This is a genomic window from Reyranella sp., assembly GCF_044224635.1.
In the GTDB taxonomy this organism is placed as follows: domain Bacteria; phylum Pseudomonadota; class Alphaproteobacteria; order Reyranellales; family Reyranellaceae; genus Reyranella.
Window position 1 is genome coordinate 18,819 of sequence record NZ_JBGAKA010000053.1, and the last position, 25,967, is coordinate 44,785.

Annotated in this window: 28 protein-coding genes; 16 read left to right on the plus strand and 12 right to left on the minus strand. The window is 68.5% G+C overall.

Translation table 11 applies throughout. The annotated features are described in order from the left end of the window. Positions 1-143: 143 nt before the first annotated feature. The 3 genes from ACILR9_RS31545 to ACILR9_RS31555 form a co-directional block, all read right to left on the minus strand. Positions 144-1,373 (minus strand): transporter substrate-binding protein, encoded by a 1,230-nt coding sequence (locus ACILR9_RS31545; RefSeq protein ID WP_395713953.1) that lies wholly within the window; start codon positions 1,371-1,373, stop codon positions 144-146. Between the two features lie 83 nt (positions 1,374-1,456). Continuing rightward, entirely contained in the window at positions 1,457-2,032 is a 576-nt protein-coding gene (locus tag ACILR9_RS31550) for a DUF488 family protein (protein ID WP_395713954.1), read from the minus strand. Positions 2,033-2,154: 122 nt separating this feature from the next. Beyond that, a complete protein-coding gene (locus ACILR9_RS31555) occupies positions 2,155-3,042 on the minus strand; it encodes a LysR family transcriptional regulator (RefSeq protein ID WP_395713955.1) in 888 nt (295 codons plus the stop codon). 297 nt (positions 3,043-3,339) lie between these two features. On the opposite strand from ACILR9_RS31555, the gene ACILR9_RS31560 reads away from it, so the two are divergent. The 4 genes from ACILR9_RS31560 (at position 3,340) to ACILR9_RS31575 (ending at position 6,803) form a co-directional block, all read left to right on the plus strand. Continuing rightward, positions 3,340-4,086 carry a TSUP family transporter gene (locus ACILR9_RS31560; protein WP_395713956.1) on the plus strand — a complete coding sequence of 249 codons (747 nt, stop codon included), beginning with the start codon at positions 3,340-3,342 and terminating at the stop codon, positions 4,084-4,086. Between the two features lie 310 nt (positions 4,087-4,396). After that, a complete protein-coding gene (locus ACILR9_RS31565; protein ID WP_395713957.1) occupies positions 4,397-4,834 on the plus strand; it encodes a PaaI family thioesterase in 438 nt (145 codons plus the stop codon). Positions 4,835-4,836: 2 nt separating this feature from the next. Beyond that, a complete protein-coding gene (locus tag ACILR9_RS31570) occupies positions 4,837-5,370 on the plus strand; it encodes a PaaI family thioesterase (protein WP_395713958.1) in 534 nt (177 codons plus the stop codon). Between the two features lie 5 nt (positions 5,371-5,375). After that, positions 5,376-6,803: a metallophosphoesterase family protein gene (locus ACILR9_RS31575; RefSeq protein ID WP_395713959.1), complete on the plus strand. Its 1,428-nt coding sequence runs from the start codon at positions 5,376-5,378 to the stop codon at positions 6,801-6,803. On the opposite strand, the gene ACILR9_RS31580 is transcribed toward ACILR9_RS31575, so the two are convergent. From ACILR9_RS31580 to ACILR9_RS31590, 3 genes are all read right to left on the minus strand, one after another. Beyond that, positions 6,759-7,457 (minus strand): ArsR/SmtB family transcription factor, encoded by a 699-nt coding sequence (locus ACILR9_RS31580; RefSeq protein WP_395713960.1) that lies wholly within the window; start codon positions 7,455-7,457, stop codon positions 6,759-6,761. The genes ACILR9_RS31575 and ACILR9_RS31580 overlap by 45 nt on opposite strands. A gap of 229 nt (positions 7,458-7,686) precedes the next feature. Further along, on the minus strand, positions 7,687-8,046 hold the full coding sequence (locus tag ACILR9_RS31585) for a DUF6285 domain-containing protein (protein ID WP_395713961.1): 360 nt from the start codon (positions 8,044-8,046) through the stop codon (positions 7,687-7,689). 17 nt (positions 8,047-8,063) lie between these two features. Continuing rightward, entirely contained in the window at positions 8,064-9,074 is a 1,011-nt protein-coding gene (locus tag ACILR9_RS31590; RefSeq protein ID WP_395713962.1) for a phosphotransferase family protein, read from the minus strand. Positions 9,075-9,159: 85 nt separating this feature from the next. Here ACILR9_RS31590 and ACILR9_RS31595 point away from each other — a divergent pair, with 85 nt between their 5' ends. Genes ACILR9_RS31595 through ACILR9_RS31610 form a run of 4 tightly spaced genes read left to right on the plus strand, consistent with a single transcriptional unit; the run spans position 9,160 to position 11,083 of the window. After that, positions 9,160-9,606, plus strand: a complete 447-nt coding sequence (locus tag ACILR9_RS31595; protein ID WP_395713963.1) for a MaoC family dehydratase — start codon at positions 9,160-9,162, stop codon at positions 9,604-9,606. Next, the gene (locus ACILR9_RS31600) at positions 9,603-10,538 is read left to right on the plus strand and encodes a bifunctional riboflavin kinase/FAD synthetase (protein ID WP_395713964.1); all 936 of its coding nucleotides are present in this window, start codon (positions 9,603-9,605) and stop codon (positions 10,536-10,538) included. Before ACILR9_RS31595 ends, ACILR9_RS31600 begins: the two co-directional genes overlap by 4 nt. A gap of 37 nt (positions 10,539-10,575) precedes the next feature. Beyond that, a complete protein-coding gene (locus tag ACILR9_RS31605; protein WP_395713991.1) occupies positions 10,576-10,803 on the plus strand; it encodes a DUF4160 domain-containing protein in 228 nt (75 codons plus the stop codon). Between the two features lie 4 nt (positions 10,804-10,807). Further along, positions 10,808-11,083, plus strand: coding sequence for a DUF2442 domain-containing protein (locus ACILR9_RS31610; protein ID WP_395713965.1), 276 nt, complete (start codon positions 10,808-10,810; stop codon positions 11,081-11,083). Between the two features lie 128 nt (positions 11,084-11,211). Here the strand turns inward: ACILR9_RS31610 and ACILR9_RS31615 are convergent, their stop codons facing one another. Together ACILR9_RS31615 and ACILR9_RS31620 are read right to left on the minus strand one after the other, a co-directional pair. Then, positions 11,212-12,180 (minus strand): NAD(P)H-dependent flavin oxidoreductase, encoded by a 969-nt coding sequence (locus ACILR9_RS31615; protein ID WP_395713966.1) that lies wholly within the window; start codon positions 12,178-12,180, stop codon positions 11,212-11,214. Between the two features lie 123 nt (positions 12,181-12,303). Continuing rightward, positions 12,304-12,843 (minus strand): adenylate/guanylate cyclase domain-containing protein, encoded by a 540-nt coding sequence (locus ACILR9_RS31620; protein ID WP_395713967.1) that lies wholly within the window; start codon positions 12,841-12,843, stop codon positions 12,304-12,306. 363 nt (positions 12,844-13,206) lie between these two features. On the opposite strand from ACILR9_RS31620, the gene ileS reads away from it, so the two are divergent. The 8 genes from ileS (at position 13,207) to ACILR9_RS31660 (ending at position 22,848) form a co-directional block, all read left to right on the plus strand. Then, entirely contained in the window at positions 13,207-16,005 is a 2,799-nt protein-coding gene (ileS, locus tag ACILR9_RS31625) for an isoleucine--tRNA ligase (protein WP_395713992.1), read from the plus strand. A 174-nt stretch (positions 16,006-16,179) separates the two neighbouring features. After that, a complete protein-coding gene (gene lspA, locus ACILR9_RS31630) occupies positions 16,180-16,638 on the plus strand; it encodes a signal peptidase II (protein WP_395713968.1) in 459 nt (152 codons plus the stop codon). A gap of 45 nt (positions 16,639-16,683) precedes the next feature. Then, positions 16,684-17,283 (plus strand): DUF3035 domain-containing protein, encoded by a 600-nt coding sequence (locus ACILR9_RS31635; RefSeq protein ID WP_395713969.1) that lies wholly within the window; start codon positions 16,684-16,686, stop codon positions 17,281-17,283. A 155-nt stretch (positions 17,284-17,438) separates the two neighbouring features. Further along, a complete protein-coding gene (locus ACILR9_RS31640; protein ID WP_395713993.1) occupies positions 17,439-18,659 on the plus strand; it encodes a M16 family metallopeptidase in 1,221 nt (406 codons plus the stop codon). An 11-nt stretch (positions 18,660-18,670) separates the two neighbouring features. Beyond that, the gene (locus ACILR9_RS31645) at positions 18,671-19,999 is read left to right on the plus strand and encodes a M16 family metallopeptidase (RefSeq protein ID WP_395713970.1); all 1,329 of its coding nucleotides are present in this window, start codon (positions 18,671-18,673) and stop codon (positions 19,997-19,999) included. An 89-nt stretch (positions 20,000-20,088) separates the two neighbouring features. Beyond that, a complete protein-coding gene (gene mutL / locus ACILR9_RS31650) occupies positions 20,089-21,930 on the plus strand; it encodes a DNA mismatch repair endonuclease MutL (RefSeq protein ID WP_395713971.1) in 1,842 nt (613 codons plus the stop codon). Next, on the plus strand, positions 21,930-22,424 hold the full coding sequence (locus ACILR9_RS31655; RefSeq protein ID WP_395713972.1) for a hypothetical protein: 495 nt from the start codon (positions 21,930-21,932) through the stop codon (positions 22,422-22,424). The genes mutL and ACILR9_RS31655 overlap by 1 nt, the downstream gene beginning before the upstream one ends. A gap of 238 nt (positions 22,425-22,662) precedes the next feature. Continuing rightward, entirely contained in the window at positions 22,663-22,848 is a 186-nt protein-coding gene (locus ACILR9_RS31660) for a hypothetical protein (protein WP_395713973.1), read from the plus strand. On the opposite strand, the gene ACILR9_RS31665 is transcribed toward ACILR9_RS31660, so the two are convergent. From ACILR9_RS31665 to ACILR9_RS31680, 4 genes are read right to left on the minus strand one after another with little or no spacing between them, the layout of a single operon-like run. Then, positions 22,838-23,752 (minus strand): histidine phosphatase family protein, encoded by a 915-nt coding sequence (locus ACILR9_RS31665; RefSeq protein ID WP_395713974.1) that lies wholly within the window; start codon positions 23,750-23,752, stop codon positions 22,838-22,840. The two genes, ACILR9_RS31660 and ACILR9_RS31665, sit on opposite strands and share 11 nt — an antisense overlap. Beyond that, positions 23,749-24,318 carry a 16S rRNA (guanine(966)-N(2))-methyltransferase RsmD gene (gene rsmD / locus ACILR9_RS31670; protein WP_395713975.1) on the minus strand — a complete coding sequence of 190 codons (570 nt, stop codon included), beginning with the start codon at positions 24,316-24,318 and terminating at the stop codon, positions 23,749-23,751. Before rsmD ends, ACILR9_RS31665 begins: the two co-directional genes overlap by 4 nt. Continuing rightward, the gene (locus tag ACILR9_RS31675) at positions 24,318-25,109 is read right to left on the minus strand and encodes a pseudouridine synthase (protein WP_395713976.1); all 792 of its coding nucleotides are present in this window, start codon (positions 25,107-25,109) and stop codon (positions 24,318-24,320) included. The genes rsmD and ACILR9_RS31675 overlap by 1 nt, the downstream gene beginning before the upstream one ends. Beyond that, positions 25,106-25,822 carry a gamma-glutamyl-gamma-aminobutyrate hydrolase family protein gene (locus ACILR9_RS31680; protein ID WP_395713977.1) on the minus strand — a complete coding sequence of 239 codons (717 nt, stop codon included), beginning with the start codon at positions 25,820-25,822 and terminating at the stop codon, positions 25,106-25,108. The genes ACILR9_RS31675 and ACILR9_RS31680 overlap by 4 nt, the downstream gene beginning before the upstream one ends. Between the last annotated feature and the right edge of the window lie 145 nt (positions 25,823-25,967).

Sequence of the window (25,967 nt, forward strand, 5' to 3'; positions counted from 1 at the left end):
TTGGCCGCTCTGCGGCCAAAATGCCTAGGCGACGGAGGGGTCATGAGTGATGAAACATGACCCATGAGACTCATGACCCCTCCGTCCGCGATGACGCGGACACCTCCCCTTCGCGATGACGCGAAGGGGAGGAGAGCGAAATCTCACGTCTTGACGTCGATCACGTACTGCTTGCTCTCGTTCGGGTTCTTCTTGAGATCGCAGACCGCCGCGGTGTCGGCCGGGGTCTGCTGCAGGAACTTCTCGAGGACCACGAACTTCTTGTCCTTCGCTTCGCCGATATAGACGTCGAGCACCGTATGATGGGTCTTGGGATCGATCGTCGTCTTGCCGGCCGGCCCGTCATAGGCGGCGCCGGCCTCCAGCGCCTCGATCACCTTCATGCGGTCGAGGCTGCCCGCCTTCTTGACGGCGTCGGCCCACAGGTGCACGCCGTGATAGGTCATGGTGGCGAGCTCGGTCATGTGCGGGATGCCGTACTTGCCGTGCACGATCTCGACGAACTTCTTGTTGGCCGGCGTGTCGATGCCTTCGAGATAGCCGAACGCCACGACGTAGCCGTTGTGCTCCTCGGGCGTGGTGATGACGATCTCGTTGCCGAACGTCGTCGAGGCGAGCGGGATCTGCTTGTTCATGCCGGCGGCGGCCCATTGCCGGTAGAACGAGATGTGCGCTGCGCCGACCAGCGCCGACATGATGAGATCCGGCTTGGCCGCCTGGATCTTCTTGATGGTCGGGCCGAAATCGGTGACGTCGAGCGGGAAGAAGTCGGTCTGCACGACCTCGCCGCCATTGTCCTGGGCGTATTTCTTCACCCACTTGGCGGTGATCTGGCCATAATTGTAGTCGGCGGCGATGGTGTAGATCTTCTTGCCCCACTTCTTCTGCACGTAGGGCACCAGCTTCTCGACCGTCTGCGCCGGCGTCGAGCCGGTGCAGAAGATGTTGCGGTCGCACACGCCGCCTTCATAGAGCGTGTTGTAGAAGTAGAGCGTGTTGAAGCGCTTGAGCAGCGGCCGGATCGCCTCGCGCGACGCCGACGTGATGCCGCCATGCACCACCGCGACCTTCTCCTTGGTCGCCGCTTCGGTGGCGTACTGGGTGTAGAACTGGATGTTCGATTGCGGATCGTAGTTGATCAGCTGGATCTTGCGGCCGAGCATGCCGCCCGCCGCGTTGATCTCGTTGATCGCCAGATCCATCGTGGCGACCATCTGCTTGCCGTAGATGTCGAGACCGCCCGACGTGTCGTGGATGCCAGCCACCTTGACCACGTCCTGGGCGTGGAGATCGCGAATGACGAACGGCCCTGCCGCGCCGGCAACGGCGCCGGCGGCCGTGGAGGCGAGAAGCTTGCGACGATTGAGGAACATGCGGGGACCCCTCTGCTGATAGGGAAGAACGCAGCAAGAAAAGTGCCAGAGATGAAGCTTTTGCGAAATGGTACGGCGATGATTTATTTGCGTCGGCTCTGGCCACGCTTCATGGCCTGCTCGCGATGCGTGTAGGCGCGCGCCAATCGCACGGCGCGCTCCTGCGACGACGTGAAGAGATCGGGAACACCGTCCCCGCTGTGCCCGAGCAGGGCGTCCTCGATCGCATCATGCGATGTCTGTTTGCCGTCGGCCAGCAGGTGGTCGATGGCCACGCCGCGCTCGGCGAGGCGGCGCGACACCAGGACGGTGCGATGGCAGTCGAGCGGGTCCTTCTCGGCGCACATCAGGCAGAGCGTCGTGTTCGCCGCGCCGGCGATCAGGCGCGACAGCGCCTCGGCGAATTCCGGCGCGGCCGCGAGCGCCTCGTAATCCTCGCCGCTCCTCGGCTTGCCGCCCAGGGCACCGCCTTCGTAGCGATAGAGGATGCCGCGGCTCGCTAGGCTCTGCGCCAGCCGCTCGCGCCCGAACTGCGGAAAGCGGCGCGAGTAGGGCACCGAGCGCACATCGACCACGGCTTCGACGCCGCCGCCCTCGAGCAGGCCGAGGAAATGCTCGATGGGATGATTGGAATGACCGATCGTCTTGATCCGGCGCATGGGGCGGCTCCGCAGTTCTCCTCCCCAGCTTCGCTGGGGAGACCCCCAGCACGCCGGCGCGCACCACGATGCTGAGAAAATCGGGGCGGTGCCCGCCCCGATTTTCATAGGAGGAGTATGACTTACGCCATGCGGCGCACCAGATCGACGAAGCCCAGCGTCGCCGCCGAGCCCTCGTCTGCGCGGCAGGCCAGATTGAGCGGCACCTCGAGGGCGGGCTTGCCGACCAGCGGACGGTAGCGCACGCCCTCGAGCGGCAGGCGGCTCAACGAAGCCGGGACGATGGTGATGCCGAGCCCGGCGGCGACCAGATTGAGCGTCGAGACGATGCGCGGAGCGTCCTGGCCGACATGGGGGCTGAAGCCTGCCTCGGCGCAGGCGGTGATGATCACGTCGTAGAGGCCGCGCCCGTCCGGCCGGCGATAGAGGATGAAAGTCTCCTCCGCCAGGTCCCTGAGGCCGAGGCGCGGACGGCGTGCCAGGCGATGGCGCACGGGCAGGGCGGCCATCATGTCCTCCTGCAGCAGCGCGTGGACGGCAAGGCCCGCCGGATCGGCGAGGCCGGAGCGGATGAAGGCCACGTCCAGGCGCTCGCTGCGCAGGCCGGCCACGAGATCCCCCGAGCTGCTCTCCTCGAGCACGAAGGAGACGTTCGGCCGGCTGGTGCGGAACTCGCGGATGGCGCGCGCCACCAGCGGATGGAACGGCGCCGAGGTGGTGAAGCCGACGGCGATGCGCCCGCTTTCGCCGCGCGCCGCGCGCCGTGCGTGATCGGCCGCGCGCGCCACGGAGGCCAGCACGGCCTCGGCATCGGCGAGGAAGGCGCGGCCGGCGTCGGTCAGCGCCACGCCGCGCGGATGGCGGACGAACAGCGCTGCGCCGATCTCGCGCTCGAGGTCCTTGATCTGCTGCGACAGCGGTGGCTGGGCGATGTGCAACCGCTCGGCCGCCCGCGTGATGTGTCCTTCGTGGGCGACCGCGACGAAGTAGCGGAGGTGGCGCAGTTCCATGGCTTGGTTCCGTCGGGTTTGCGGATCGCGTGTCCCTCATTCTCCTCCCCAGCTCTGCTGGGGAGGTGTCCGCGTCTTCGCGGACGGAGGGGTCATGGGCAACAGTGCTGATGCTCATGACCCCTCCGTCGCCGTAAGACGGCGACACCTCCCTAGCAGAGCTGGGGAGGGGAATGATCGCCGCGATTCGCACAGTCCAAGATCAATATGCAAGACATATCGTAAAGCCACTTATCATATATTTGAAGTGTGGACAGCCGAGCCCGATGTTGGGGCAGCTTTCCGGGGGATGCCGCCATGTCTGCCGCACTTGCTCTCAGCCTTTCCCTTCTCATGGTCTGTACGGCCCTGCTGTCGGGGGTCTTCGGCATGGCCGGCGGCCTGATCCTGGTCGGCGTGCTGCTGGTCGTCATGCCGCTGCCCCAGGCCATGGTCCTGCATGCGGTGACCCAGATGGCGTCCAACGGCTGGCGCGCCTTGCTTTGGCGGCAGAACATCGTCTGGAAGCTGACGCTCGCCAACCTGGTGGGCAGCGTGCTCTCGGTCGGCCTGTGGTCGATCTGGCTCTATGTCCCGGACAAGGCGGTGGCGCTGCTGCTGCTCGGTCTCTCGCCGTTCGCCGTCCGGGCGATCCCTGAAAGCGTCCTGCCGCGCCGGCTCGATGTCGGCCAGATGCTGGGCGGCAGCGCCGTCTGCATGATGCTGATGCTGATCAGCGGCGTCACCGGTCCGCTGCTCGACACGCTGTTCCTGCGGTCGAACCTCGGGCGGAAGGAGATCATCGCCACCAAGGCCGCCTGCCAGCTGTTCAACCACGGCCTCAAGCTGGTCTATTTCGGGCTGCTGATCGAGCAGTCGGGCTCCGTCGAGCCGTGGTTCCTGGCCGTGGCCATCGCCGCGTCGATGATCGGCACGTCGTTCGGCAAGCTGCTGCTCGAGCGGCTGTCCGACATCCAGTTTCGGTCATGGTCGAACCGTATCATCACGGTTCTGGCCACCTACTATGTCGGCTATGGTCTGGCGCTGCTGGCGAACCTCGCCTGAATCGCATAGGGGCGCTCTCTCATGTTCCTCCCCAGCGTCATCGCTGGGGAGGTGTCGCCGTCTTCGGCGACGAAGGGGTCATGAGCATCAGTGTGGGTGCTCATGACCCCTCCGCCCCGTATGACGGGGCACCTCCCCAGCGAAGCTGGGGAGGAGAGTGAAAGGCACGCCCATATACGAATGGCCTGGTCATTTCCCGCTGGCCCTGAGAGAGGGGGCGGTCGAGAATTCGCGGACATGGCTGACGTTTTCTTTTCTGTTGCACCGGCCACGATCGTCCGGCAATTCGCCGCGCTGCGGCCGAAGCGCGATGCGTGACAGAAAATCCGCACCACCCGCCGGCTTTCGCGAGCTCAGCGAAGCGACCGGCTTCGCCGCCGCCAACGGGCCATGGTTTGAGAGGATCGAGGAGGGGCGGCTGGTGCGCGGCTTCCTGCCGGGGCCGCAGCACGCCAATGCGCTGGGCATCGTGCATGGCGGCATGCTGGCGGCGTTCCTCGATTCGGCGATGGGCTCGACCGTGATGCACGTCCTGCAGCGGCGTGCCGTCACCGCCCGGCTGTCGATCGACTATCTCGGGCCGGGTCGCGTCGGCGACTGGCTGCAGGCCGAAGCCGAGGTGATCGGCCATGACGAGCATGTGGCGCAGGTGCGGGGCCGTCTCTATGGTCCGCGCCACGATGTGCTGGCGGGCCTCGGCGTCTTCGCCCTGCTGAGCCGCCTGCGTCCGCTCAAGACCCGGAGTTAGATTTGCCCGACCACAGCCAGGCCCTCGACGACCCGCCGGAGGGATTCCGGCGCATCGACTTCGACCGCGACCGGCCAGATCCCACCTTCAACGGCCATATCGGCAACCTCTACGCCAAGCGCGGCCCGAAGGGGACGCGCGACGAGTTCGTGCTGGGCTTTCGCGTCCACCAGCACATGTGCAACCCGGCCGGCGGCCTGCATGGCGGCATGATGATGACGGTGGCGGATCTCGTGGGCACGATGGGCGGCGGCACGCTCGTCGGCCTGCGCAAGTTCCTGCCGACCGTCAGCATGACCTTCGACTTCGTCGCGCCCGCCCGGGTCGGCGACTGGGTCGAGGGCAGGGCCGAGGTGGTCCGCCAGACGCGCTCCCTGCTGTTCACCGACATCTCCCTGACGGTGGGCGACGAGCGGTTCCTGCGCGCCTCGCAAATCGCCAAGATCCCCTCGGGCGATGGGCTGGCCTTCGGCAAGGCGCGCCTGGTGCGCGACGAAAAGGTGGTGGCCGCGCCTTCATCGCCGACCCAAGGCTGATCGCGGTGCCGGACGCAACCTCGCGCGCCCGGCCGCTTGCCGTTCTCGTCGCCAAGGGCCCGGGTCATCGCTTCGTCGTCTATGGCGATTCGTGCTCGGGCATTGCCGGAGCACCGCACGAACGCACCTTCGCTTCGGTCAACACCATCGTGCGCCGACTCGAGCCGGCGCCGGAGTTCGTGCTGTTCCTCGGCGACGAGATTGCCGGCCTCAGCGCCGATCCGGACGAATTGCGCACCGAGTGGCGGTACTGGCTGGAGCACGAGATGGCGTGGCTCGACCGCAACGCGATTCCGCTATGGAACTGCACCAGCAACCACACGACCTACGACACGATGAGCGAGGCTGTGTTCCGCGAGATGCTGGGCCACCTGCCGCGCAACGGTCCGCCCGGGCAGGAAGGCCTTTCCTACTGGGTGCGACGCGGCGACCTGCTGTTGGTCTTCGTCCATACGCAGTGGTCGGGTCTCGGTGGCGAGGGCCGCGTCGAGACGGCATGGCTGCGCGACGTGCTCGGCCGGCATGCCGATGCCCGGCACAAGCTGGTGGTCGGCCATCATCCGGTGCATCCGATCAACGGGTTCTCCGGCGCCTATCAGCGTGAGATCGGACCGGAGCACGCCGCCGACTTCTGGGATGCGCTGGTCGATCATGGCGTTCTTGCCTACCTGTGCAGCCACATCCTGGCCTTCGACGTGCAGGTCCATCGCGGCGTGCTGCAGATCTGCACGGCCGGCGCAGGGACGGCGCATCGCATGCCCGAGGGCGTCGAGTATCTCCATTGCGTGCAGGCGGCGCTCGATGCCAGCGGACTGCGCTATCAGGTACTCGATACGGAAGGCATTGTACGGGAGAGGCTGGGGTGGCCGCTGCACCTGCCCGCGGTCGAGCAGTGGCAGACGCTGGCGGCTGGCGAGCAGGCAGCGCCGTTCAGCGGTAGTCCTTTTGCGGACCGGATCGCCGCGTTCCGTTTTGTCGGCCGCACCGCGCCGTCGGGCGACGGCTCGCCGCAAGCGCTGGTAACGGCTTTCCAGCCCGGCCTCCTGCCGGCGCTGTGGATTGGCTTCGGCGGCCTCGAGCAGCGTCTGACCGTCGTCATCGGACGCGAGCCGCGGCGCAGCCCGTACTACTGGCACGGTCCCGCCCTCGCGCCAAACGCGGCCTTCGACGTGCGGCTTGTCCTCCATGCCGGCATGGGCCCCGGCGGCGTGATCTGTTGCAGCGGCGCCGATCCGCGCTGGTCATCGCTCTCGGCCGCGTCGCCGTGGGGCACCGAGCGGCTACACTGGCCGGCGCGCTGGACGGTCGGCGGGGCGTCGCGCGTCGCCGGCGATCAGCCGTTTCGAGGATCGGCGCTGCAGGTGTCGTTCGGCCTGGTCGACGCCCTGTCAGAGCGTCGCGCCGAACTGGCTGCCGAGCGCCCGCCGCCCTGAATCGGTGAGCCGCACAGTGCGGCTGCGGCGCAGCCGCTCGGCCCAGCCGCGCCGGAAGAAGGTGTCGGCAATGGCCGCGCCCAGCGCACCCGAGATGTGCGGCCGCCGCTCGCTCCAGTCGAGGCATTGGCGCGCGAAGTGACGGCTGCCGGCGCGGCGGGCGCCGTCGACATCGACGCCGATGCGCTGGCAGAACAGGTCGCCGCCGTCGGTCAGCTTCCAGTCGCGCGCACCCTCCGGCTCGATATGGCCCGCCCGCGTCAGCGCGTCGGTCACGGCGATGCCGACCTGCCCCGCCAGATGATCGTAGCAGGTACGGCAGAAGCGCAGGTCGGGATCGCGCCGCCACGCGGCGTTTGCCGAGGCCGGCGGCGCGCGCAGGCCGGCGACGTTCATCAGCGATTCGATGGCGTGCGCCACCTCGGGTGAGGCCAGCCGATAGAAGCGGTTACGGCCGTGTGCGCGGGCGGCGAGCAGGTTGCCGGCGATCATGCGCGACAGGTGCCCGCTCGCGGTCTGGGCGGTGATGCCGGCGGTCAGCGCGAGCTCGGATGCGGTGTGGGCGCGGCCATCCATCAGGAGCGACAGCATGGCGGCGCGCGCCGGGTCGCCCATCAGGGCGGCGACTTCGGAGAGAGCGTTGATGGTTGTCATGCGGGAAATCTATGCGCGCGCGCGAAGCGTCGCCATGGTCAATAGTTCGGTGGCCAACGAAGGATCATCGCTCATATTCTCCTCCCCAGCGAAGCTGGGGAGGTGTCGCGTCATACGCGACGGAGGGGTCATGAGTCATGGGAGAGGGTCGAGCCTGAGGCTCATGACCCCTCCGTCGCCGAAGACGGCGACACCTCCCCAAGCGAAGCTTGGGGAGGAGAAGAAGAAGTCACCGCCACCGCGGATTGGCGATGGCGATCTTGTCGGCGATCGTGGCGTCGAGGTGGGCCATCAGCTCGGCGTCCCGCTCGTCGCGCTCGCCGGTGCGCAGCTGGCGGGCGAGCTCACGGTTGAGGTCCTCGAGTGTGCCGTCATGTCCCAGCAATGCCGAGAGGCGGGCATGCTCGCCCGAGTCGGCGGCGGCGCCGAGGCGCGCCTCGCGTTCGAGGATGGCGAGCGAGTTGGCGGCGACGCGCATCTGGAAGCCGAGACGCGGCTCGGCTCGGTCGAGCGCCGGTGTCGCCTCCTCTCTCAGAAAGTCGGCGATGGCGGCCAGCAGCTCGGCGGCGGTCGGACGATCTTGCGCCATGTCAGGCCTGCACCATGTCACGCGCCTTCCTTCAGCAATTGCAACAGGTCCACCTCGGTCTCGACGGCGCGGCGGCCGATCGAGGCGAGCTCCATCGACTTCACCGCGCCGGAGAGATGCCGCCACGCCTGGGTGTGACAGATGATGCCCCACCGTGCCGTGCCCAGCACTTCCCACCAGTGGGCGCGCGCCGGGTCGACCCTGGCGCCGCCAGCGCGTTCGTAGGCGGCCCACAGCTCGGCGCGACTGCCGAAGCCGCCGGCCGGCTTGTCGACGGCGCCGAAGCGCCAGCTCTTGACGCACAGCCAGCCGAGATCCTCGACCGGATCACCGAGATGGGCGCCTTCCCAATCGAGGATCGCCGTCACGCCGGTCTCGTCGACCAGGTAGTTGCCGGTGCGGTAGTCGCCGTGCACCAGCAGCGGCCGGTCGATCGGCGGCGGCTTGCGCCGATCGAGCCACGACAGCGCCAGCTCGAGCACCGGCTGCGGCGAGCCCAGCTGGTCGAGCGAGTGGCGCAGGTTGGCGATCTGGTCGGCCGCCTGGCGCGTGACCAGAGGCGGCAGGGTGGCGAGGTCGGTGGCGTGGATGCGCGCCAGGATCTCGCCCAGCTGGCCGGTGACGCGACCGCGTGCGGCGGCGTAGGGCGGATCGCGCAGCAGCTTGCGGGCGATCGCGGTGCCACCGACCCGGCGCATGACATAGGCCTCGCCCAGCCCATCCTCGGGTTGCATCTCGAACAGCACCTCGGGCGCGCGCACGCCCGCCTTCCAGGCGGCGGCGATGACGCGGAACTCGGTGGCGCGGTCGAGCGAGCTCGAACGCTCGCCGCCCGGCCGGCCGTGCAGCGGCGGGTCGCGCCGCAGGATCAGGCCATGGGGCTCGCCGTTCACGCGGGCGTCGAAGCTCCAGGTCTGGCGCGAGGCACCGCCCGATTCCTGGCCGAGATTCTCGATGGTTGCCGCCCCCCCGAAATGGCGGCCGGCGGCGCGGGCGAGGGCGGCCGCGACGATTTGCGGTTCGGACATCGCATGAACGGTCATTCACCGGACTGTGGCACAGGCCCCGCTGCGTGGTAAGAGGGCGCGCCCAAATGGGGGAGATCGAGCGACAGTGAGCAATGCCTTCGCGGCCATGAACGGCCTCTATCTCGAAGACCTGAAGCCGGGCATGTCGGCGATGTTCGGCAAGACGGTGACCGAGGCCGACATCATGGCCTTCGCCGGCGTTTCCGGCGACACCAACCCGATCCATCTGCACGACGGCTTTGCCCGCACCACGCGGTTCGGCCAGCGCATCGCCCACGGCATGCTGGGCTCGAGCTTCATCTCGACGGTGATCGGCACCAAGCTGCCCGGGCCGGGCGCGGTCTATATCTCGCAGACCCTGAGCTTCATGGCGCCGGTGCTGATCGGCGAGACCATCACGGCCGTCGCCACCATCACCGCCATCGACACCACCCGACGACGCGTGACGCTCAAGACCCAGTGCCTGAACGGCGACAAGGTGGTGATCGACGGCGAGGCGGTGGTGCTGGTGCCCCGGCGCGACGCGGCATGATCCCGGCCTTCGACGACTGGCGGAGCCTGCCTGCCGTCTGGCAGGGCGGCGTGGTCGCGCTGGGCAATTTCGATGGCGTGCATCGCGGTCACCAGGCCCTGCTGGCCCATGCCGGCGAGCGCGCGAAAGCGCTCGGCGCGCCGCTGGTCGTGCTCACCTTCGAGCCGCATCCGCGCCGCTTCTTCGTGCCTGATACCGGGCCGTTCCGCCTGACCTTGCCGCCGGCCAAGCTGCGGCTGCTCGCCGGGTGCGGCGTCGAGGCCGTGCTGGCACAGCATTTCGACCAGGCCTTCGCCGCGCTGTCGTCCGACGCCTTCATCGACGAGGTCCTGCTGCAGGGCCTGCGCGCCCGCCATGTCGTGTGCGGCTACGACTTCACCTTCGGGGCGCGGCGCAGCGGCAATGTCGAGAAGCTGCGCAAGCAGGGTAAGGCCAAGGGCTTCGGTGTCAGCGTGCTCGATCCGGTGATGCGCGAGGGCGAGATCTATTCCTCGACCCGCATTCGCGAATCATTGCGGGCCGGCTGGGTGAGCGAGGCGTCCGAGCTGCTGGGCCATGGCTGGGAGATCGAGGGCGCGGTCGAGCTGGGCGACCAGCGCGGCCGCACCATCGGCTTCCCGACCGCCAACGTGGCGCTGGGCGAGCATCTGCGGCCGCGCTTCGGCGTCTACGCCGTGCGCGTATTGGTCGACGACGCGCGACGCGATGCCGTGGCCAATCTCGGCCGCCGCCCCACCTTCGGCAAGATCCAGGAGAATTTCGAGGTCCACCTGTTCGACTTCGCCGGCGACCTCTACGGCAGGACGCTGCGCGTCGAGCTGGTCGATTTCATTCGTCCCGAGATGAAGTTCGCCGGCCTCGACCAGCTCAAGGCGCAGATCGCGGCCGACGGCGAGTCGGCGCGGCGGATATTGCGCGACGATCGCGGATAGCGGCGTACCGGAAATTTGCCGTTTCTTTGGCATCATTATCGCGATCTTCTACGAAGATCACCCGCCGCCACATTTCCATGTTCGATACGGCAGCCAGCAGGCAATCTTCGACATCGAAACTTTGCGAATTCTTGAAGGGCGACTGTCGCCGCGCGTCGTTGGTCTTGTGGTAGAGTGGGCTATGTTGCATCGACCGGAACTCGCGCGGGCCTGGGATCAGGCCCGGCGGCGCGAGCCGATCGACCCTATCGCTCCATTGGAATAGCTCGATGTTGCGGGACGTTATTGAGGCAAAGGCCCTGAATGGTTACCGACTCGCCATCACCTTCGACGATGGCATCCGCGGTGTGATCGACGTTGCGAAGATTGTGCCGTTCGAAGGGGTGTTCGCGCCGTTGCGTTCGGAGAGCGAGTTCGCCCGCGTGTTCGTCAATCGCGAGTTGGGGTCTGTATCATGGCCCTGCGGTGCCGATCTGGATACGCAGGTGCTGTATGCGCGTGTTCGCGTCGACGAGGCCGGGACGAGGGCCCCGGTCGCTTCTTGATGCATCGCTGTGGCTGGCGCATTGCGAATGCAGCGATGCATCAGCTGTGCGTGGCCCTTTCCGCGTCACGCCGCTCATGTTCTTCCGGACCGCGAGCGGGACGCGCGCGGTCCGGAAGAGCATGAGAACTACGCGCGCACCAGCGCCGCGCCCGTCCGCAACACCGCCGCTGCCTCGTCGACGATCCGCTCGATCAGATCGCGTGCGGATGGAATATCTCGCACGAGGTCGACGCTCTCGCCGGCCCAGACGACGCGCTGGCTGAGATCGTCGGGCGGCGTGGCCGAGTAGCGCGCATCGACTTCCGTCTGTTGCTCGGTCAACGCCTCCTCCTTGCCGTGCCAGCGCTCGAAGAAGTCGTTGCGCAGCGCGCGGCCAGGGTAGATCGCCGGCCACGCCGCGGCGCGGACGATGTCGAAGACGCGAGTTTGCGCGGTCTGGTCGCCGCCCGATGCGACCGTCTTTTCCTTCATGGCCTGGCTCCACAGCGATTCGCGGGTCGCGGTGAAGCGGGTGCCCATCGACACGCCGGCGGCGCCCAGCGACAGCGCGGCGGCGAGGCCTCGGCCATCGGCGATGCCGCCCGCCGCGACCACCGGGATCGGCCCGACGGCATCGACCACGGCGGGGACGAGGCCGATGGTGCCGCGCGTCGTGCCCGAATGTCCGCCGGCGTCGCGTCCCTGGGCGATGATCACATCAGCGCCGGCATCGGCCGCTTGCTTCGCCTGATCGAGCGTCTGCACCTGGCAGATGATCTTGCAGTTCGCCGCCTTGATGCGAGCCGTGTAGGGTGAGGGGTCGCCGAACGACAGCATGACAGCCGCAGGCCTGGCATCCAGCGCCACGTCCAAGGCCGTCGGGTTCTTGTCGAGCGCCCACAAGATGAATCCGATGCCGACCCGCGCATTGCCCGCCTCGGAGAGCTCGCGCCGGATCGCCTTTTCGTCGGCATAGCCCGAGCCGAGCAGGCCGAGGCCGCCGGCATGGGTGACGGCGGCGGCCAGCTTTCCACCCGCGGCCGAACCCATCGGGGCGAGCAGGATCGGATGGCGAATTCCCAGGAGGCGAGTCAGCTCAGTGTCGATGGTGGCCACGGGTTCCTCTTCTGGACCGCAGGCATCTTGCCCGCTCGGGATTCCATGATGAGCGGGCGAGACCCTTCGGCAAGCTCAGGGCAGGTGCGCGCGGTCCAGAAGAGCATGAAAGCGACGAGGTTCCTACATCGGCCGCTGATCGTCGGCGTCGATGTAGGTGATCGGCGGGGTGTGCTTCTTGAACAGCTTGCGGGTCTCGGGCTGCAGGCTGCGGAACACCGCCGGGGTCACGGCGAGGCCGGTGCTGGGCAGGGCGGCCGCGATGTTCACCGTGCGGCCATAGACGTCGATGATCTCCTCGTCCGGGCTGCCGACGCGGCCGATCGCGACCGGGCCGATATGCAGCTTCGCGAGGATGCTGGTCTTGAAGCCACGCGCGCCCAGCCAGTCGCGGCCGGTCGCCTGCAGCGTGCGCACCGCCTGGACGCCGGTGTCGACGTGGTCGGCGGGAAAGGCGACCAGGCCGGCATCGCCCAGCGTCTTGATCAGCCGGCCGCCGGCGCCGGCGATAATCTGCCCGGTGCAGGCGAAATAGCCGGCCATGAGATCGAGCAGCGGCCGCGGCTCGGTCGCCTCGGCGTAGCGCATGTAGCCGCGCAGGTCATAGAAGCCCACCAGGAACTCGTGCTCCGCCGGCAGGCGCAGGTCTGTCCAGAAGGACATGGCTGTCTCCGTGCTGTTGCTGTGTGCGCAGGCGGCCCGGGTTCGCCCGGTGGGCGGTCCGCCAGTAGGGGAGAAAATCGCCGGCCCGATGTCCGGCAGTGCCCGAATTATCGGGATCGAAGCGGTGGCCAGTCAAGGGCGCGCCGCCTTGACCCTCCGCACCCCCATCCCTAGATTGCCGGCCCTATGTCTACCGGGGTCCTGCAGGAGCGAATTATCCGCCCGGTCCGCTGACTGCGGCCGGGTGTCCAGTCTTCCTGTGACTGCCTTCCAGCGGTCGCTCCACGCTCCTCCTTCGTAATCGAGTTGCCCGTGACAACCGACTATAAATCCAGCGTTTTTCTGCCCAAGACCGACTTTCCCATGCGCGCCGGCCTGCCCAAGAAGGAGCCGGAGCTGCTGAAGCGGTGGGCCGAGATGGGCCTCTACGACCGGCTGCGCGCCGAGAGCAAGGGGCGGCCGAAATTCGTCCTGCACGACGGTCCACCCTACGCCAACGGCAACCTCCATATCGGCCACGCCCTCAACAAGATCCTCAAGGATCTGGTGAGCCGCACCCAGCAGATGCTGGGCAAGGACAGCCACTACGTCCCGGGCTGGGACTGTCACGGCCTGCCGATCGAATGGAAGATCGAGGAGGAGTACCGCGCCCGCAAGCAGGACAAGGACACGGTGCCGGTCGGCGAGTTCCGCCGCCAGTGCCGCGCCTTCGCCGACCACTGGATCACCGTGCAGCGCGAGGAGTTCAAGCGGCTCGGCGTCGACGGCGACTGGGACAATTACTACTCGACCATGGCCTACGAGTCCGAGGCCACCATCGTGGGCGAGCTCGGCAAGTTCCTGATGAATGGCGGCCTCTACAAGGGCTCGAAAGCCGTGTTGTGGTCGGTGGTCGAGAAGACCGCGCTGGCCGAGGCCGAGATCGAGTACCACGACCACACGTCGGACACCGTGCATGTGCGCTTCCCGGTCGTGACGTCGAAGGACGGCACGCTCGACGGCGCTTCCGTGGTGATCTGGACGACCACGCCGTGGACCATCCCCGGCAATCGCGCGCTGGCCTTCGGGCCCGACATCGCCTACGCGCTGATCGAGGTCGCCGCCGTGGGCGAGGGCAGCCGGGCGGTCGCGGGCGAGAGGCTCATTGTGGCGCGCGAGCTGGTCGGCGCCGTGGCGGAGGCGTGCAAGTTCACGCCACGCCTGGTGCGTGACGTCGCGGCCGACGAGTTCGACGGCCTCCTCGCCAGCCATCCGCTGCGCGGCCAGGGTTACGAGTTCGACGTGCGCCCGCTGCCCGGCGGCTTTGTCACCGCCGATGCCGGCACCGGCTTCGTGCACATCGCGCCGGGTCACGGCGCCGATGACTACGAGCTCGGCGTGGCGAACGGCGTCGAGGTGCCCGACACGGTGGCCGAGGACGGCAGCTACTATCCGCACGTGCCGCTGTTCGCCGGCCTGCTGGTCTATACGTCGGTCGGCAAGAAGGGGCCGGCCAACAAGGCGGTGACCGAGGCCCTCGACAAGGCGGGCAAGCTCCTGGCGTCGGGCCGCATCACCCATTCCTACCCGCACTCCTGGCGCTCCAAGGCGCCGGTGATCTTCCGCAACGCGCCGCAATGGTTCATCGCCATGGACCAGCCGATCGCCGAGATCGGCGGCACCCTGCGCGAGAAGGCCCTGGCGGCGATCGACGCCACGCGCTTCGTGCCGCGCGCCGGCTACAACCGCCTGCGCAGCATGATCGAGCAACGCCCCGACTGGTGCGTCTCGCGCCAGCGCGCCTGGGGCGTGCCGATCGCGGTGTTCGTCAACAAGCAGACCGGCGAGCCGTTGCGCGACCCTGAAGTGATGGCGCGCGTCGTCGAGGCGTTCCGCAGCGAGGGCGCCGATGCCTGGTTCGAGAGCCCGCCCGAGCGCTTCCTCGGCAACGCGTACAAGGCGCAGGATTTCGAGCAGGTGAAGGACATCCTCGACGTCTGGTTCGATTCGGGCTCGACCCACGTCTTCACCCTCGAGGGCAATCCCGACCTCAAATGGCCGGCCGACCTCTATCTCGAAGGCTCCGACCAGCATCGCGGCTGGTTCCATTCCTCGCTGCTCGAGAGCTGCGGCACGCGCGGCCGCGCGCCCTATGACGGCGTGCTGACGCACGGCTTCACGCTCGACGAGCAGGGCCGCAAGATGTCGAAGTCGCTGGGCAACATCACCGCGCCCCAGGTGGTGTGCGACCAGTACGGCGCCGACATCCTGCGCCTGTGGGTGGTCGGCACCGACTACACCGAGGACCAGCGCATCGGGCCCGAGATCCTGAAGCACCAGGCCGAGGCCTATCGCCGGCTGCGCAACACGCTGCGCTACCTGCTGGGCAGCCTCGACGGATTTAGCGCGACTGAGACCGTGGCCTACGCCGACATGCCCGAGCTGGAGCGCTGGGTGCTGCATCGCCTGGCCGAGCTCGACGCGATCTTCCGGCCGGCGGTCGACGACTACGACTTCCACCGCATCGCCACCGAGTTGCACAATTTCTGCGCGGTCGATCTGTCGGCCTTCTACTTCGACATCCGCAAGGATGCGATCTACTGCGATGCCGCCTCTACCTTGCGCCGGCGTGCTGCGCGCACGGTGATGGCCGAGCTGTTCTCGTTCCTGACGGCATGGCTCGCGCCGATCGTCTGCTTCACGGCGGAGGAGGCATGGCTGGCGCGGCCCAAGGACGTGCCCGACGGCGAGCGCGAAAGCGTGCATCTGCGGCTCTATCCGACGATCCCCGACCTCTGGCTCAATGCCGCCCTCGGCGATAAATGGCGGACGGTGCGCAACCTGCGCCGCGTGGTCACCGGCGCGCTCGAGCTCGAGCGCGCCGAGAAGCGCATCGGCTCCAGCCTGCAGGCGGCGCCGCGGGTTCACGTGGCGCCCGAATATCGCACCGCATTAGCAGGCCTCGACTTGGCCGAGATCTGCATCACATCGGGCGGCGAGCTGGTCGAGGGCGCGGCGCCGGCCGGCGCCTTCGCCCTTGCCGACGTGGCCGGTGTCGCCGTCGAACCGGTGCTCGCCCACGGCAACAAGTGCGCCCGCTGCTGGCAGGTCCTGGAGGACGTCGGCAAGTCCACCCGGCATCCGCTGCTCTGCCTGCGCTGCGATGCGGCGGTGGATGGGTGATGAAGAACAGCTTTGTCTGGTTCCCTCGTCATTTCGTTTGCCTCCCCCGTCTTACGGGGGAGGTGCCCCGTCTCACGGGGCGGAGGGGGAGAGCGCCAATCGAGATGTCTCTGATTTCGACGTCGGAAGGTGATGGATCGCCTCTGAGGCTTTCCCCCTCCGCCCCCTGAGGCGATGGTCCTGGTCGTGATCACGCTGCTGGCCGACCAGGCCTCCAAGCAGCTGCTGCTCGGCTATCTCAAGAAAGCGGGCGCCGTCGTGCCGGTGATCGACGGGTTCTTCCGGCTGGTCATCGTGTGGAACCAGGGCGTCAGCTTCGGCCTGCTGGGCGGCGACGGTGCGCTGCCGCCGTGGATCCTGTCGGCGGCTGCCATCGCGGTCTGCATCGGGCTTTTCGTCTGGCTGCGACGAACCGACCGCGCGCTCACCGCGTGGGGCATCGGCCTTGTCATGGGGGGCGCCATCGGCAATGTTATCGATCGCGCTCGATGGGGAGCGGTGTTCGACTTTGCCGATTTCCACATAGGCCGCTGGCACTGGCCGGCGTTCAACGTTGCCGATTCGGCGATCGTGGTCGGTGTCGGCCTGATGCTCATCGATTCCCTGATCGGCGACCGGCGGCGTGCGCCCTGAAGCGGCCATGATCGACGGACAAAAATGAAATTCGAAGGACGAACGATGCGACGGACGACCTTTACCTCCTCGAGTCTCCTGCCTTTCGCGGCCGTCCTGTGCGGCCTCGCGCTGAGCGGCTGCGGCGCCTTCGCCAACCTTGGCGGCGGCAAGAAGGTATCGCCCGACGAATTCAAGATCGTCTCGCATTCGCCTCTTACCATGCCGCCCAATGCCGAGCTGCGTCCGCCGCGGCCGGGCGAGCCCAGGCCGCAGGAGATGACGCCGGCTGACCAGGCCAAGGAAGCCCTGTCGCCGGCGCTGGCCGGGCGCGTGCAGCAGCGTACCGCAGGAGGCGGAGGCGCCGGTGCCGCCCCGACGCGCGGTGGCTCGGAGCAGGCGCTGGTGGCGCGCGCCGGGCAGGGCGGTATCGATCCCGAGATCCGCAGCCGGGTCAACCAGGACACCAAGACGATCAACAACAACGACAAGGGCTTCATCGACAGCCTGATCTTCTGGCAGGAGCCCCTGCCGGCCGGCACCGTGGTCGATCCGGCCAAGGAGCAGCAGCGCATTCGCGATGCCCAGGCGGCAGGCCAGCCCGCGACCGGCAACACGCCGACCATCACGCGGCGCAAGCGCGGCATCCTCGAAGGCATCTTCTGACGACGTCCGCCAAGATCGGCCGCCGGGCGCTGTGCGGCGGTCTCGCCGCCGCGGCGGCGCTGGCGCCGGCATGGTCGGCGAGCGCCAAGCTGTTCAGCGTCGGCCGACGCCGCGTCGAGACCTTCACTCTGGCCAACGGCCTCGAGGTCGTCGTTCTGCCGTCCTCGCGCGCGCCGATCGTCACCCAGCTGGTGGTCTACAAGGTCGGCAGCGCCGACGAGGTTGCGGGCAAGACCGGCATCGCCCATTTCCTCGAGCACATGATGTTCAAGGGCACCGACACGGTGGGGCCGTCGGAATTCTCGCGCATCGTGTCGAAGAACGGCGGGCGCGACAACGCCTACACGACCTACGATTCGACCGGCTACTACCAGACCGTCTCGCCCGACCGGCTCGAGCTGGTCATGCGCATGGAGGCCGATCGCATGGCCAATCTGCGCCTGACCGAGAAGGAGCTGGCGCCCGAGCGCCAGGTCGTGCTCGAGGAACGACGCATGCGGATCGACAATTCGCCATCCGCCCTGCTCGACGAGGTTGTGCACGAGCGGTTGTACGGGCGGGGCCAGCCCTACGGCATGCCGATCAGCGGCACCGTGGCCGACGTCGAGGCGCTGACGCTCGCCGACCTGATGGAGTTCTATCGCCGGCACTACATGCCCAACAACGCGATCCTGATTGTCGGCGGCGACACCACGTCAGAGCAGGTGCGCGGGCTTGCGGAGAAATACTATGGACCGATTCCCGCCCGGCCGGTCGCGCCGCGCCGCCGCCCCGACCATGGCGCCTCCGACCTGCCGCAGACCGTGAGCCGGGCCGACCCGCGCGTGGTCGAGCCGCGCTGGTCGCGTCACTACCTGGCGCCGTCCTTCAGCAAGGGCGAGTCGCACTATGCCCATGCCCTGCAGGTGCTGGCCCAGCTGCTGGGTGGCACCGAGACCAGCCGGCTGTGGCGCGCGCTGGTCGTCGATGGCAAGCAGGCGCTCTCGACCTGGGCCGGCTACCGTCCGAACAGTCTCGGCCTCACGAGCTTCGACGTCGGCGTCCATCCGGCATCGTCGGTGACGATGGCCGATGTCGAAAGCGCCGTATCCGCCGAGCTCGCCCGGCTGGTCGACGGCGGCATCAGCGCCGGTGAGGTCGAGCGGGCGCAGAACCAGCTGCTGGCCGCAGCGATCTACTCGCAGGACTCCCTGCAAAACGGCCCGCGCATCTACGGCGGTGCGCTCAGCACCGGCAGCACCATCGCCGACGTCGCCGCTTGGCCCGAGCGTATCGGCGCCGTCCGGCCGGACGAGGTGGTCGCCGCGGCGCGGCATGTCTGGCAGCCGTCGCGGCTCGTGACGTCATTGCTGACGCCGCCCTCAGGGAGCCGATGAGGGGACAGCCGATGACGACCCGCCGTCGTCTTCTCTGGGGCGCGCTCGCGTCAACCTTGCTGGGGCTGCCGACGGCGGCCTGGGCAGTCGACATCAAGATCGTGACGACGCGGCTCGGGCTCAAGGCCTGGCTGGTGCAGGACAAGAGTGCGCCGGCGCTGTCGGTCTCGTTCTCGCTGCCCGGCGGCACGGCCTCCGATCCGGCAGGCCAGTCGGGCGTCACCAGCCTGATGGTCGGGCTGCTGACCGATGGGGCGGGTCCGCTCGACGCCCAGGCCTTTCGTCAGCGCCTCGAGGATGCCGCCGCTTCGATCGGCTTCAGTGCCTCGCTCGACCGGCTGGGCGGATCGTTGCGCGTCCTGGCCGCGACGCGCGACGAGGGCTTCGAGTTGTTGCGGCTGGCGCTCACCCAGCCGCGCTTCGATCCGGACATGATCGAGCAGCGGCGCGCCCAGACCATCGCGGCGCTCAACCAGGCAAGCCAGCGTCCGGCCGCGCTCGCCGCGCGCACGATGATGGCGACGGAGTTCGCGGGCTATCCCTATGCCGCCGATCCCGATGGTACGCCGGACGATCTTCGCAAGATCACCCGTCAGTTCCTCGAGCAGCGTGCCGCGGCCCTGCTGGAGCGCAGCGGCCTCGTGATCGCGGTCGTGGGCGACATCGAGGAGCCCGAGCTTGCGCGCCTGCTCGATCACGCCTTCGGTGCCATGCCGCTTGGCCAGGTGCCGCCGCTGCTGTCCGACTGGACGCCGCCAACCCGGCCGCGCACCGTCGTGGTCGAACGGCCGGTGCCGCAGAGCACGGCCCTGCTTGCCCTGCCCGGCGTGCGGCGGGACGACCCCGACTGGTATGCCGTTGTCGCCCTGAACCACATCCTGGGCGGTGGCGGCCAGCAGTCGCGCCTGTTCACCGAGGTGCGCGAGAAGCGCGGCCTGGCCTATGGCGCCTCGAGCAGCCTGCGCGCCTATCGCAAGGCCGGGCTGATCGTGATCTCGACGGCGAGCGCCAACGAGCGCATCGCCGACGCGCTTGCCGTGGTGCGCAGCGTGCTGGCGCGCCTCAGGGCCGACGGTCCGACCGAGCAGGAGCTGGCCGACGCCAAGACCTATCTCGGCGGCGCGCTGTCGCTGTCGCTCGACTCATCGCCGGCGATCGCCGGCCTGCTGCTGTCGATGCAGGTCGACAATCTGTCGCCCGATCATCTGACGCGACGCAGCAAGCTGATCGACGCCGTCACCCTCGACGACGTCCGCCGGCTCGCCCAGCGTCTGCTGAACGACGAGCTTCTGACCACAATCGTCGTCGGCAAGCCCGCCGGAATCGTCTCGGACCCCTGACGAGGTTTCCCATGTGGCACGAGCAGGTCAGCAAGATCATCACCCGCCAGTATCTTTCCGCAAGGCGGCAGGCGTAAAATCGGCGCCGCATGAGCGTGCGACCCCAACAACACCTGAGGCGCCTTCCGTCGACCCTGGTCAACCGCATTGCCGCCGGTGAGGTGGTCGAGCGGCCGGCCAGCGCTGCCAAGGAACTGGTCGAGAACGCCATCGACGCCGGCGCGCATCGCATCGTCGTCAGCCTGAAGGAGGGCGGGCGGACGTTCCTGTCGGTGGTCGACGACGGCGTCGGCATGACGGCGGACGAGCTGGTGCTGGCGGTCGAGCGTCACTGCACCTCCAAGCTGCCCGACGACGATCTCGACGACATCCGCACCCTGGGGTTCCGCGGCGAGGCGCTGCCGTCGATCGCCTCGGTGAGCCGCATGACGGTCACCTCCCGGCCGGCCGGCGCGGAGACGGCATGGTCCCTGGAAATCGATGGCGGCGCCAAGAGCGAGCCGCGGCCGGCGGCGCATCCCCTGGGCACGCGCGTCGAGGTGCGCGATCTCTTCTTCGCCACGCCGGCAAGGCTGAAGTTCCTCAAGGAGCCGCGCACTGAGTCGGGCCACGTCGCCGATGCGTTGCGCCGGCTGGCGATGGCCCATCCCGGCATCGGCTTCCGCCTCGACAGCGACGAGCGCACCCTGATCGACCTGCCGCCGGTGGCGCCGTCGCTGATCGACAGCGCTCGGCCAGGCGGGTCCGATGCGGGCCGGCTGGGGCGGCTCAGCGCCATCATGGGCCGCGAGTTCGCCGACAACACGGTCGCCATCGATGCCAATCGCGAAGGCTTCCGGCTCACCGGCTTCGCCGGCCTGCCGACGCTCAACCGGCCGACCAGCCAGCATCAATACCTGTTCGTCAATGGCCGGCCGGTGCGCGACAAGCTGCTGGTCGGCGCGGTGCGTGGCGCCTACCAGGATTTCCTGGCGCGCGACCGCCATCCCATGGTGGCGCTGTTCCTCGAAGCGCCGACCGGCCTGGTCGACGTCAATGTCCATCCGGCCAAGACCGAGGTGCGTTTCCGCGATGCCGGAATCGTGCGCGGCCTGATCGTCGGCGCCTTGCGCACGGCGCTGGCGGCGGCCGGCCATCGCGCCAGCACGACAGTGGCGGACGCCGCCCTTGGCGCCTTCCGCCCGCACACCGGTCACGCGCTGGCACTGCCGATGGGCGGCAGCAGGCCGGTAACGTTGCCGCCGCGCGGCCTCGCCGAAGCGGCGGCGCAGTTCATGGCGCCGCTTGGCCAGCCGTCGGCGCGCGTCGAGCCGGCGGCTGCCGGGCCTGCCGCCAACGGCAACGGCGCCGCCTGGCCGCTGGGCGTGGCGCGCGCACAATTGCACGAGACCTACATCGTCGCCCAGACCGCCGAGGGCGTGGTGATCGTCGACCAGCACGCCGCGCACGAGCGGTTGATGCACGAGCGCCTGAAGGGTCAGCTCGAGGCCGACGGCGTGAAGCGCCAGGCGCTGCTGCTGCCCGAGGTCGTCGAGGTTGGCGAGGACGGCGCGCGCCGCCTCGCCGGCCGGATGGGCGAGCTCGCCGACATGGGCCTGGTGCTGGAGCCGTTCGGCGTGGGCGCCGTGGTGGTGCGCGAGACGCCAGCCGTGCTGGGCGAGCTCGACGTGCAGGGCCTGGTGCGCGATCTCGCCGACGAGCTCGCCGAGCTGGGCGATCACCTGTCGCTCAAGGAGAAAGTCGAAGAAGTTTGCGGCACGCTCGCCTGCCACACCTCGGTGCGCGCCGGCCGGCGTCTCTCCGTCGAGGAGATGAATGCGCTGCTGCGCCAGATGGAGGCGACGCCGCATTCCGGCCAGTGCAATCATGGCCGCCCGACCTATGTCGAGCTGAGACTCGCCGACATCGAGCGCCTGTTCGGCAGGCGGTGATGCGCGCCCTGGTCGTTCTGCTGCTGCTGTTGGCGAGTGCCGTCACAGCCAGTGCCCAGACGCGACCGGCCGCCAATGCCCAGACGCGGCCAGCCGCGGTGCCGCCGGCGGCGACCTCGCGCGACGGCACGGCCGCTCCGGTTTCACCCCTCGACGGCCAGTGGCGCGGCCGCAGCGATGGCGGCTCCTGCAACGCGCCGCTCGATTTCCTGCTCGTCATCGAGAACGGCTTTGTCGACGGCTCGGCCTACGAGACCACCGCGCACGGCCCGGTGCCCAACCAGCGCAAGGGACCGCCGCCGGCGCCGACGCCGAGCCTGTGGCAGATCCACGGCGTCGCCAAGAGCCCTGGCCCGTTCTCGCTGGTCACCGTCGCCTCGGTGAAGGCCGCCGACCGCCGCTCGGGCAAGCTGACCGTCCAAAGCGAGGGCGGTGGTCTGGTGATCAGCGAAACCAGCGGTTGTCGCCGCACCGCCCGGCTGGCGCGCGGTTAGAGCGTGATTTTCTTAGGTTGAGGCCCCAAAGGCTACCTCACCCTGAGGAGCGGTCGCAGGCCGCGTCTCGAAGGGTGGGCCGAATCACGTCTGTTGCCGACAACAGGGCGAAGGTTACTTCGCCCGAATCGAGACGCCACGCTGCGCGTGGCTCCTCTCTCTCCATGAACACATAGGCTTGGGAGTGCCAGACCGGCTTGTGATCGGGGTCAGGGGGATTGGCCTGGATTGGGATGAGTTGCTGACCGAACTGTTTGGCGAGACTGCGGAGGAGGCGTTGCCGGGTTTGAAGGACCTGGGCCTCGTAGTGGGCGAGACCCTGTTCGACATAATCCATGCCTTTGACCATGACGCGCCAGAAGAGGATGGCGAGCTTGTGCGCAAGGCCTTGTTGGCGCTTCAACCAAAGACGATCACGCTCTAGACGATCTTGATGATCTGCGAGGGGTCGTTGGCGGCGCCTCGATGGACTCACGAACATGGAGAGAATCGGGAAACTCTTCTCGCAGACGCTCGACCAGCCTGTGACTTAGATTCTGGTCGAATGGCAATCCCTTCGGTGTCGACTTGGTGTGCTCGCGTCCCAACCCGGTTCCGCCAGCAAGGCAAACGTTCATGATTACGGTGCCAGCCGAGGGTGAAATCACACGAACGGCTGGAGCGCCAACTAATCCAAGCCCGGTCCGGCCACTAACCGGCAAACTGTACACCACTACGTCTTGGACCATGGGCACACTACCCGCAGATGATCCGGTCCTCGCGGCCAGCGAGCAAGCGGAAGAAGGCGTCCTGCGGTTTCTCCAGGACGAACATCGCGCGGGCATCGAGGCCGAGATTGAGGCCGCGCAGGACGGCGCCGCTGACGCCGTGCGCACGCCGGAGGCGGCGATCTCGGCCAGCACGGCGGCCGAGCGGGCGCGCAAGTCGGTGTGGGTCTCGCCGCCGGGCGGGTAGTAGCCGTGCGGATCGGCGCGCCAGTCGGCCAGCGCCGTCGGATGGGTGACCTCGATCTCTTTCCAGTGGAGGCCTTCCCAGTCGCCGTAGCCCAGCTCGACGAGTCGCGGGTCGTCGCGCCATTGCCCGGGATCGAGACCGATCGCGCGACCGATGATCTCGGCGGTTTCGCAGGCCCGGCCGAGCGGGCTGCGGAGAAACACCGTCGGCCCCGCGGCGGCCTCGAGCTCGCGCTCGAGGGTGCGGCCCATCGCCTCCGCCTGCAGACGCCCGCGCTCCGTCAGCTTGGAATCGCGCATCCCCTGCATGCGCCGTTCGGTGTTCCAGAAGGTCTCGCCGTGACGCAGCACGTAAAGCGGAACGGTCAGGGTCATCGGCTCTTTCGCAGGATCACGATCTTGGCCGCACCATAGCGGCGTTCGTCGATCGCTTCGAACCCCGGCGGAGGATCGAAATCCTCGTTGTGCGCCAGCTCGATGGCGGCGATGGCCTCGCGGGCGAGCCAGCCGGCGGCGTCGAGGGCGGCGAGCGCCGGTGCAGCCTGGCCGGAACGGTAGGGCGGGTCGAGGAAGATCAGGTCGCAGGCGGCCTGCGCGGGCGGCGGGCGCGTGGCGTCGGCGCGCACGACCTTGGCTGCACCGGTCTCGCCCAGCTTGCGCAGGTTCTCGCCGATCGAGCGGATCGCGTCGGCGTCCTTGTCGAGGAAGGTGGCATGCTCGGCGCCGCGCGACAGCGCCTCGATGCCGAGCGCGCCGGAGCCGGCGAAGGCGTCGAGCACGCGCGCGTCGATCAGGGGCGAGGCGCTGTCGTCGCGCCAGTTGGCGTGCATCAGGATGTTGAACAGCGATTCGCGGGCACGGCTCGCGGTCGGCCGCACGCTGTACCCTTCGGGCGCCGCCAGCGGGCGTCCGCGATGCTTGCCGCCGATGACCCGCAGCATCAGGCCCGCCGCTTCTTTGGCCTGGGCTTGGCTTTGACCTGGGGCTTGGCCCAGCCCTGCTTGCGCCGCGGCGCCTCGAGGCCCAGCAGGTTGTCGAGCGCCTGCGGCGGCACTTCCTCCACCTGCTCGCGCTCGAGCTCGCCCAGATAGAACGGGCCGAAGGCGACGCGGATCAGGCGCATCACCGGCAGATCGAGATGGGCGAGCACGCGGCGCACCTCGCGGTTCTTGCCCTCGGTGAGCGCGATCTCGAGCCAGGCATTGGTGCGCTGCTGGCGCTCGAGACGGGCCTGGATGGCGCCGTAGCGGACGCCCTCCAGGGTGATGCCATTGGCCAGCCCGGCGAGCCGCGCCGGGTCGACCGTGCCGTGCACGCGCGCGCGATAGCGCCGGGGCCAGCCGTTGGCCGGCAGCTCCAGCCGGCGTGCCAGGCCGCCATCGTTGGTCAGCAGCAGCAGGCCCTCTGACATGAAATCGAGGCGGCCGACCGTGACCACGCGCGGCAAGGTCTTGGGCAGCGAGTCGAAGATGGTGCGCCGGCCCTCGGGATCGCGCGCCGTCACCAGCTCGCCGGGCGGCTTGTGGTAGCGCCACAGCCGCGCCCGATCGCTATCGGGCAGCTTCTTGCCGTCGACCTCGATCACGTTCCTGTCGGTGACCGTGAAGGCGGGCGATTCGAGCACCTTGCCGTCGACCTTGACGCGGCCGGCGGCGATCCACCGTTCGGCGTCGCGTCGCGAGCACAGGCCGGCGCGCGCCAGGCGCTTGGCGATTCTTTCCGGCTCGCTCACGTCGCCGCGGCCGCCCCCAGGAAGGCGCGGAACAGCCGGGCATCGCCTTCGGAGATCAGGAACTCGGGATGCCACTGCACGCCGATGCAGAAACGATAGCGTGGCGCCTCGATGCCCTCGATCACGCCGTCCGGCGCGGTCGCGTTGACCACGATGCCGGCGGGTGAATCGGCCGCCGCCTGGTGATGGGCGCTGTTCACGGCGAGCTCGTCGGCGCCGACGATGCCATGCAACTGCGTGCCGCGCGCCACGGTCACGACATGGCCGGGCTCGTTGCGCGGGTTGGGCTGCTCGTGCGCCAGCGCCTCGGCCACCGCGTCTGGGATGTGCTGGATCAGCTTGCCGCCCAGCACGACGTGCAGCAGCTGCTGGCCGCCGCAGATGCCGAGCACCGGCATGTTGCGGTCGAGCGCGCCCTTGGTGACGCCGAACTCGAAGGCGGTGCGGCGATCCTTGGTGACGACGGTGGCGTGGGCCGGCCCGCCGCCATAGTAGGACGGGTCGACGTCGAAGGCGCCGCCGGTCACCACCAGCGCATCGATGCGCTCGAGATAGTCGCCGACGCGGTCGGGCTCGTGCGGCAGCGCGACCGCCAGGCCGCCCGCCGCGTCGATGGCGTCGAGATAGTTCTGGCGCAGCGCATACCAGGGAAATTTCGAATAGCCCCCCGGCTTTTCCGCATCCAGGGTGACTCCGATGAAGGGACGAGGCATGTCGGCAAGATACGCGCGCCGGGCCTCGGACGCCACTCATGGTCTTCCGGACCGCGAGCGTTCCGCTCGCTCATGGCCGGGATCGGGCGAGACCCTTCGGCAAGCTCAGGGCAGGCGCCCGCGGATCAGGAAGAGTTCATGATCC

Bases quoted from the DNA above. Each gene is read 5' to 3' on its own strand.
- ACILR9_RS31560 (WP_395713956.1), top strand. From the start codon at position 3,340: ATGTCTGCCGCACTTGCTCTCAGCCTTTCCCTTCTCATGGTCTGTACG.
- ACILR9_RS31590 (WP_395713962.1), bottom strand. From the start codon at position 9,074: ATGTCCGAACCGCAAATCGTCGCGGCCGCCCTCGCCCGCGCCGCCGGC.
- ACILR9_RS31600 (WP_395713964.1), top strand. From the start codon at position 9,603: ATGATCCCGGCCTTCGACGACTGGCGGAGCCTGCCTGCCGTCTGGCAG.
- mutL (WP_395713971.1), top strand. From the start codon at position 20,089: ATGAGCGTGCGACCCCAACAACACCTGAGGCGCCTTCCGTCGACCCTG.
- ACILR9_RS31565 (WP_395713957.1), top strand. From the start codon at position 4,397: ATGCGTGACAGAAAATCCGCACCACCCGCCGGCTTTCGCGAGCTCAGC.
- ACILR9_RS31645 (WP_395713970.1), top strand. From the start codon at position 18,671: ATGACGACCCGCCGTCGTCTTCTCTGGGGCGCGCTCGCGTCAACCTTG.
- ACILR9_RS31550 (WP_395713954.1), bottom strand. From the start codon at position 2,032: ATGCGCCGGATCAAGACGATCGGTCATTCCAATCATCCCATCGAGCAT.
- ACILR9_RS31680 (WP_395713977.1), bottom strand. From the start codon at position 25,822: ATGCCTCGTCCCTTCATCGGAGTCACCCTGGATGCGGAAAAGCCGGGG.
- ACILR9_RS31635 (WP_395713969.1), top strand. From the start codon at position 16,684: ATGCGACGGACGACCTTTACCTCCTCGAGTCTCCTGCCTTTCGCGGCC.
- ACILR9_RS31555 (WP_395713955.1), bottom strand. From the start codon at position 3,042: ATGGAACTGCGCCACCTCCGCTACTTCGTCGCGGTCGCCCACGAAGGA.
- rsmD (WP_395713975.1), bottom strand. From the start codon at position 24,318: ATGCTGCGGGTCATCGGCGGCAAGCATCGCGGACGCCCGCTGGCGGCG.
- ACILR9_RS31620 (WP_395713967.1), bottom strand. From the start codon at position 12,843: ATGTCCTTCTGGACAGACCTGCGCCTGCCGGCGGAGCACGAGTTCCTG.
- ACILR9_RS31585 (WP_395713961.1), bottom strand. From the start codon at position 8,046: ATGGCGCAAGATCGTCCGACCGCCGCCGAGCTGCTGGCCGCCATCGCC.
- ACILR9_RS31665 (WP_395713974.1), bottom strand. From the start codon at position 23,752: ATGACCCTGACCGTTCCGCTTTACGTGCTGCGTCACGGCGAGACCTTC.
- ACILR9_RS31545 (WP_395713953.1), bottom strand. From the start codon at position 1,373: ATGTTCCTCAATCGTCGCAAGCTTCTCGCCTCCACGGCCGCCGGCGCC.
- ileS (WP_395713992.1), top strand. From the start codon at position 13,207: ATGCGCGCCGGCCTGCCCAAGAAGGAGCCGGAGCTGCTGAAGCGGTGG.
- lspA (WP_395713968.1), top strand. From the start codon at position 16,180: ATGGTCCTGGTCGTGATCACGCTGCTGGCCGACCAGGCCTCCAAGCAG.
- ACILR9_RS31580 (WP_395713960.1), bottom strand. From the start codon at position 7,457: ATGACAACCATCAACGCTCTCTCCGAAGTCGCCGCCCTGATGGGCGAC.
- ACILR9_RS31655 (WP_395713972.1), top strand. From the start codon at position 21,930: ATGCGCGCCCTGGTCGTTCTGCTGCTGCTGTTGGCGAGTGCCGTCACA.
- ACILR9_RS31610 (WP_395713965.1), top strand. From the start codon at position 10,808: ATGTTGCGGGACGTTATTGAGGCAAAGGCCCTGAATGGTTACCGACTC.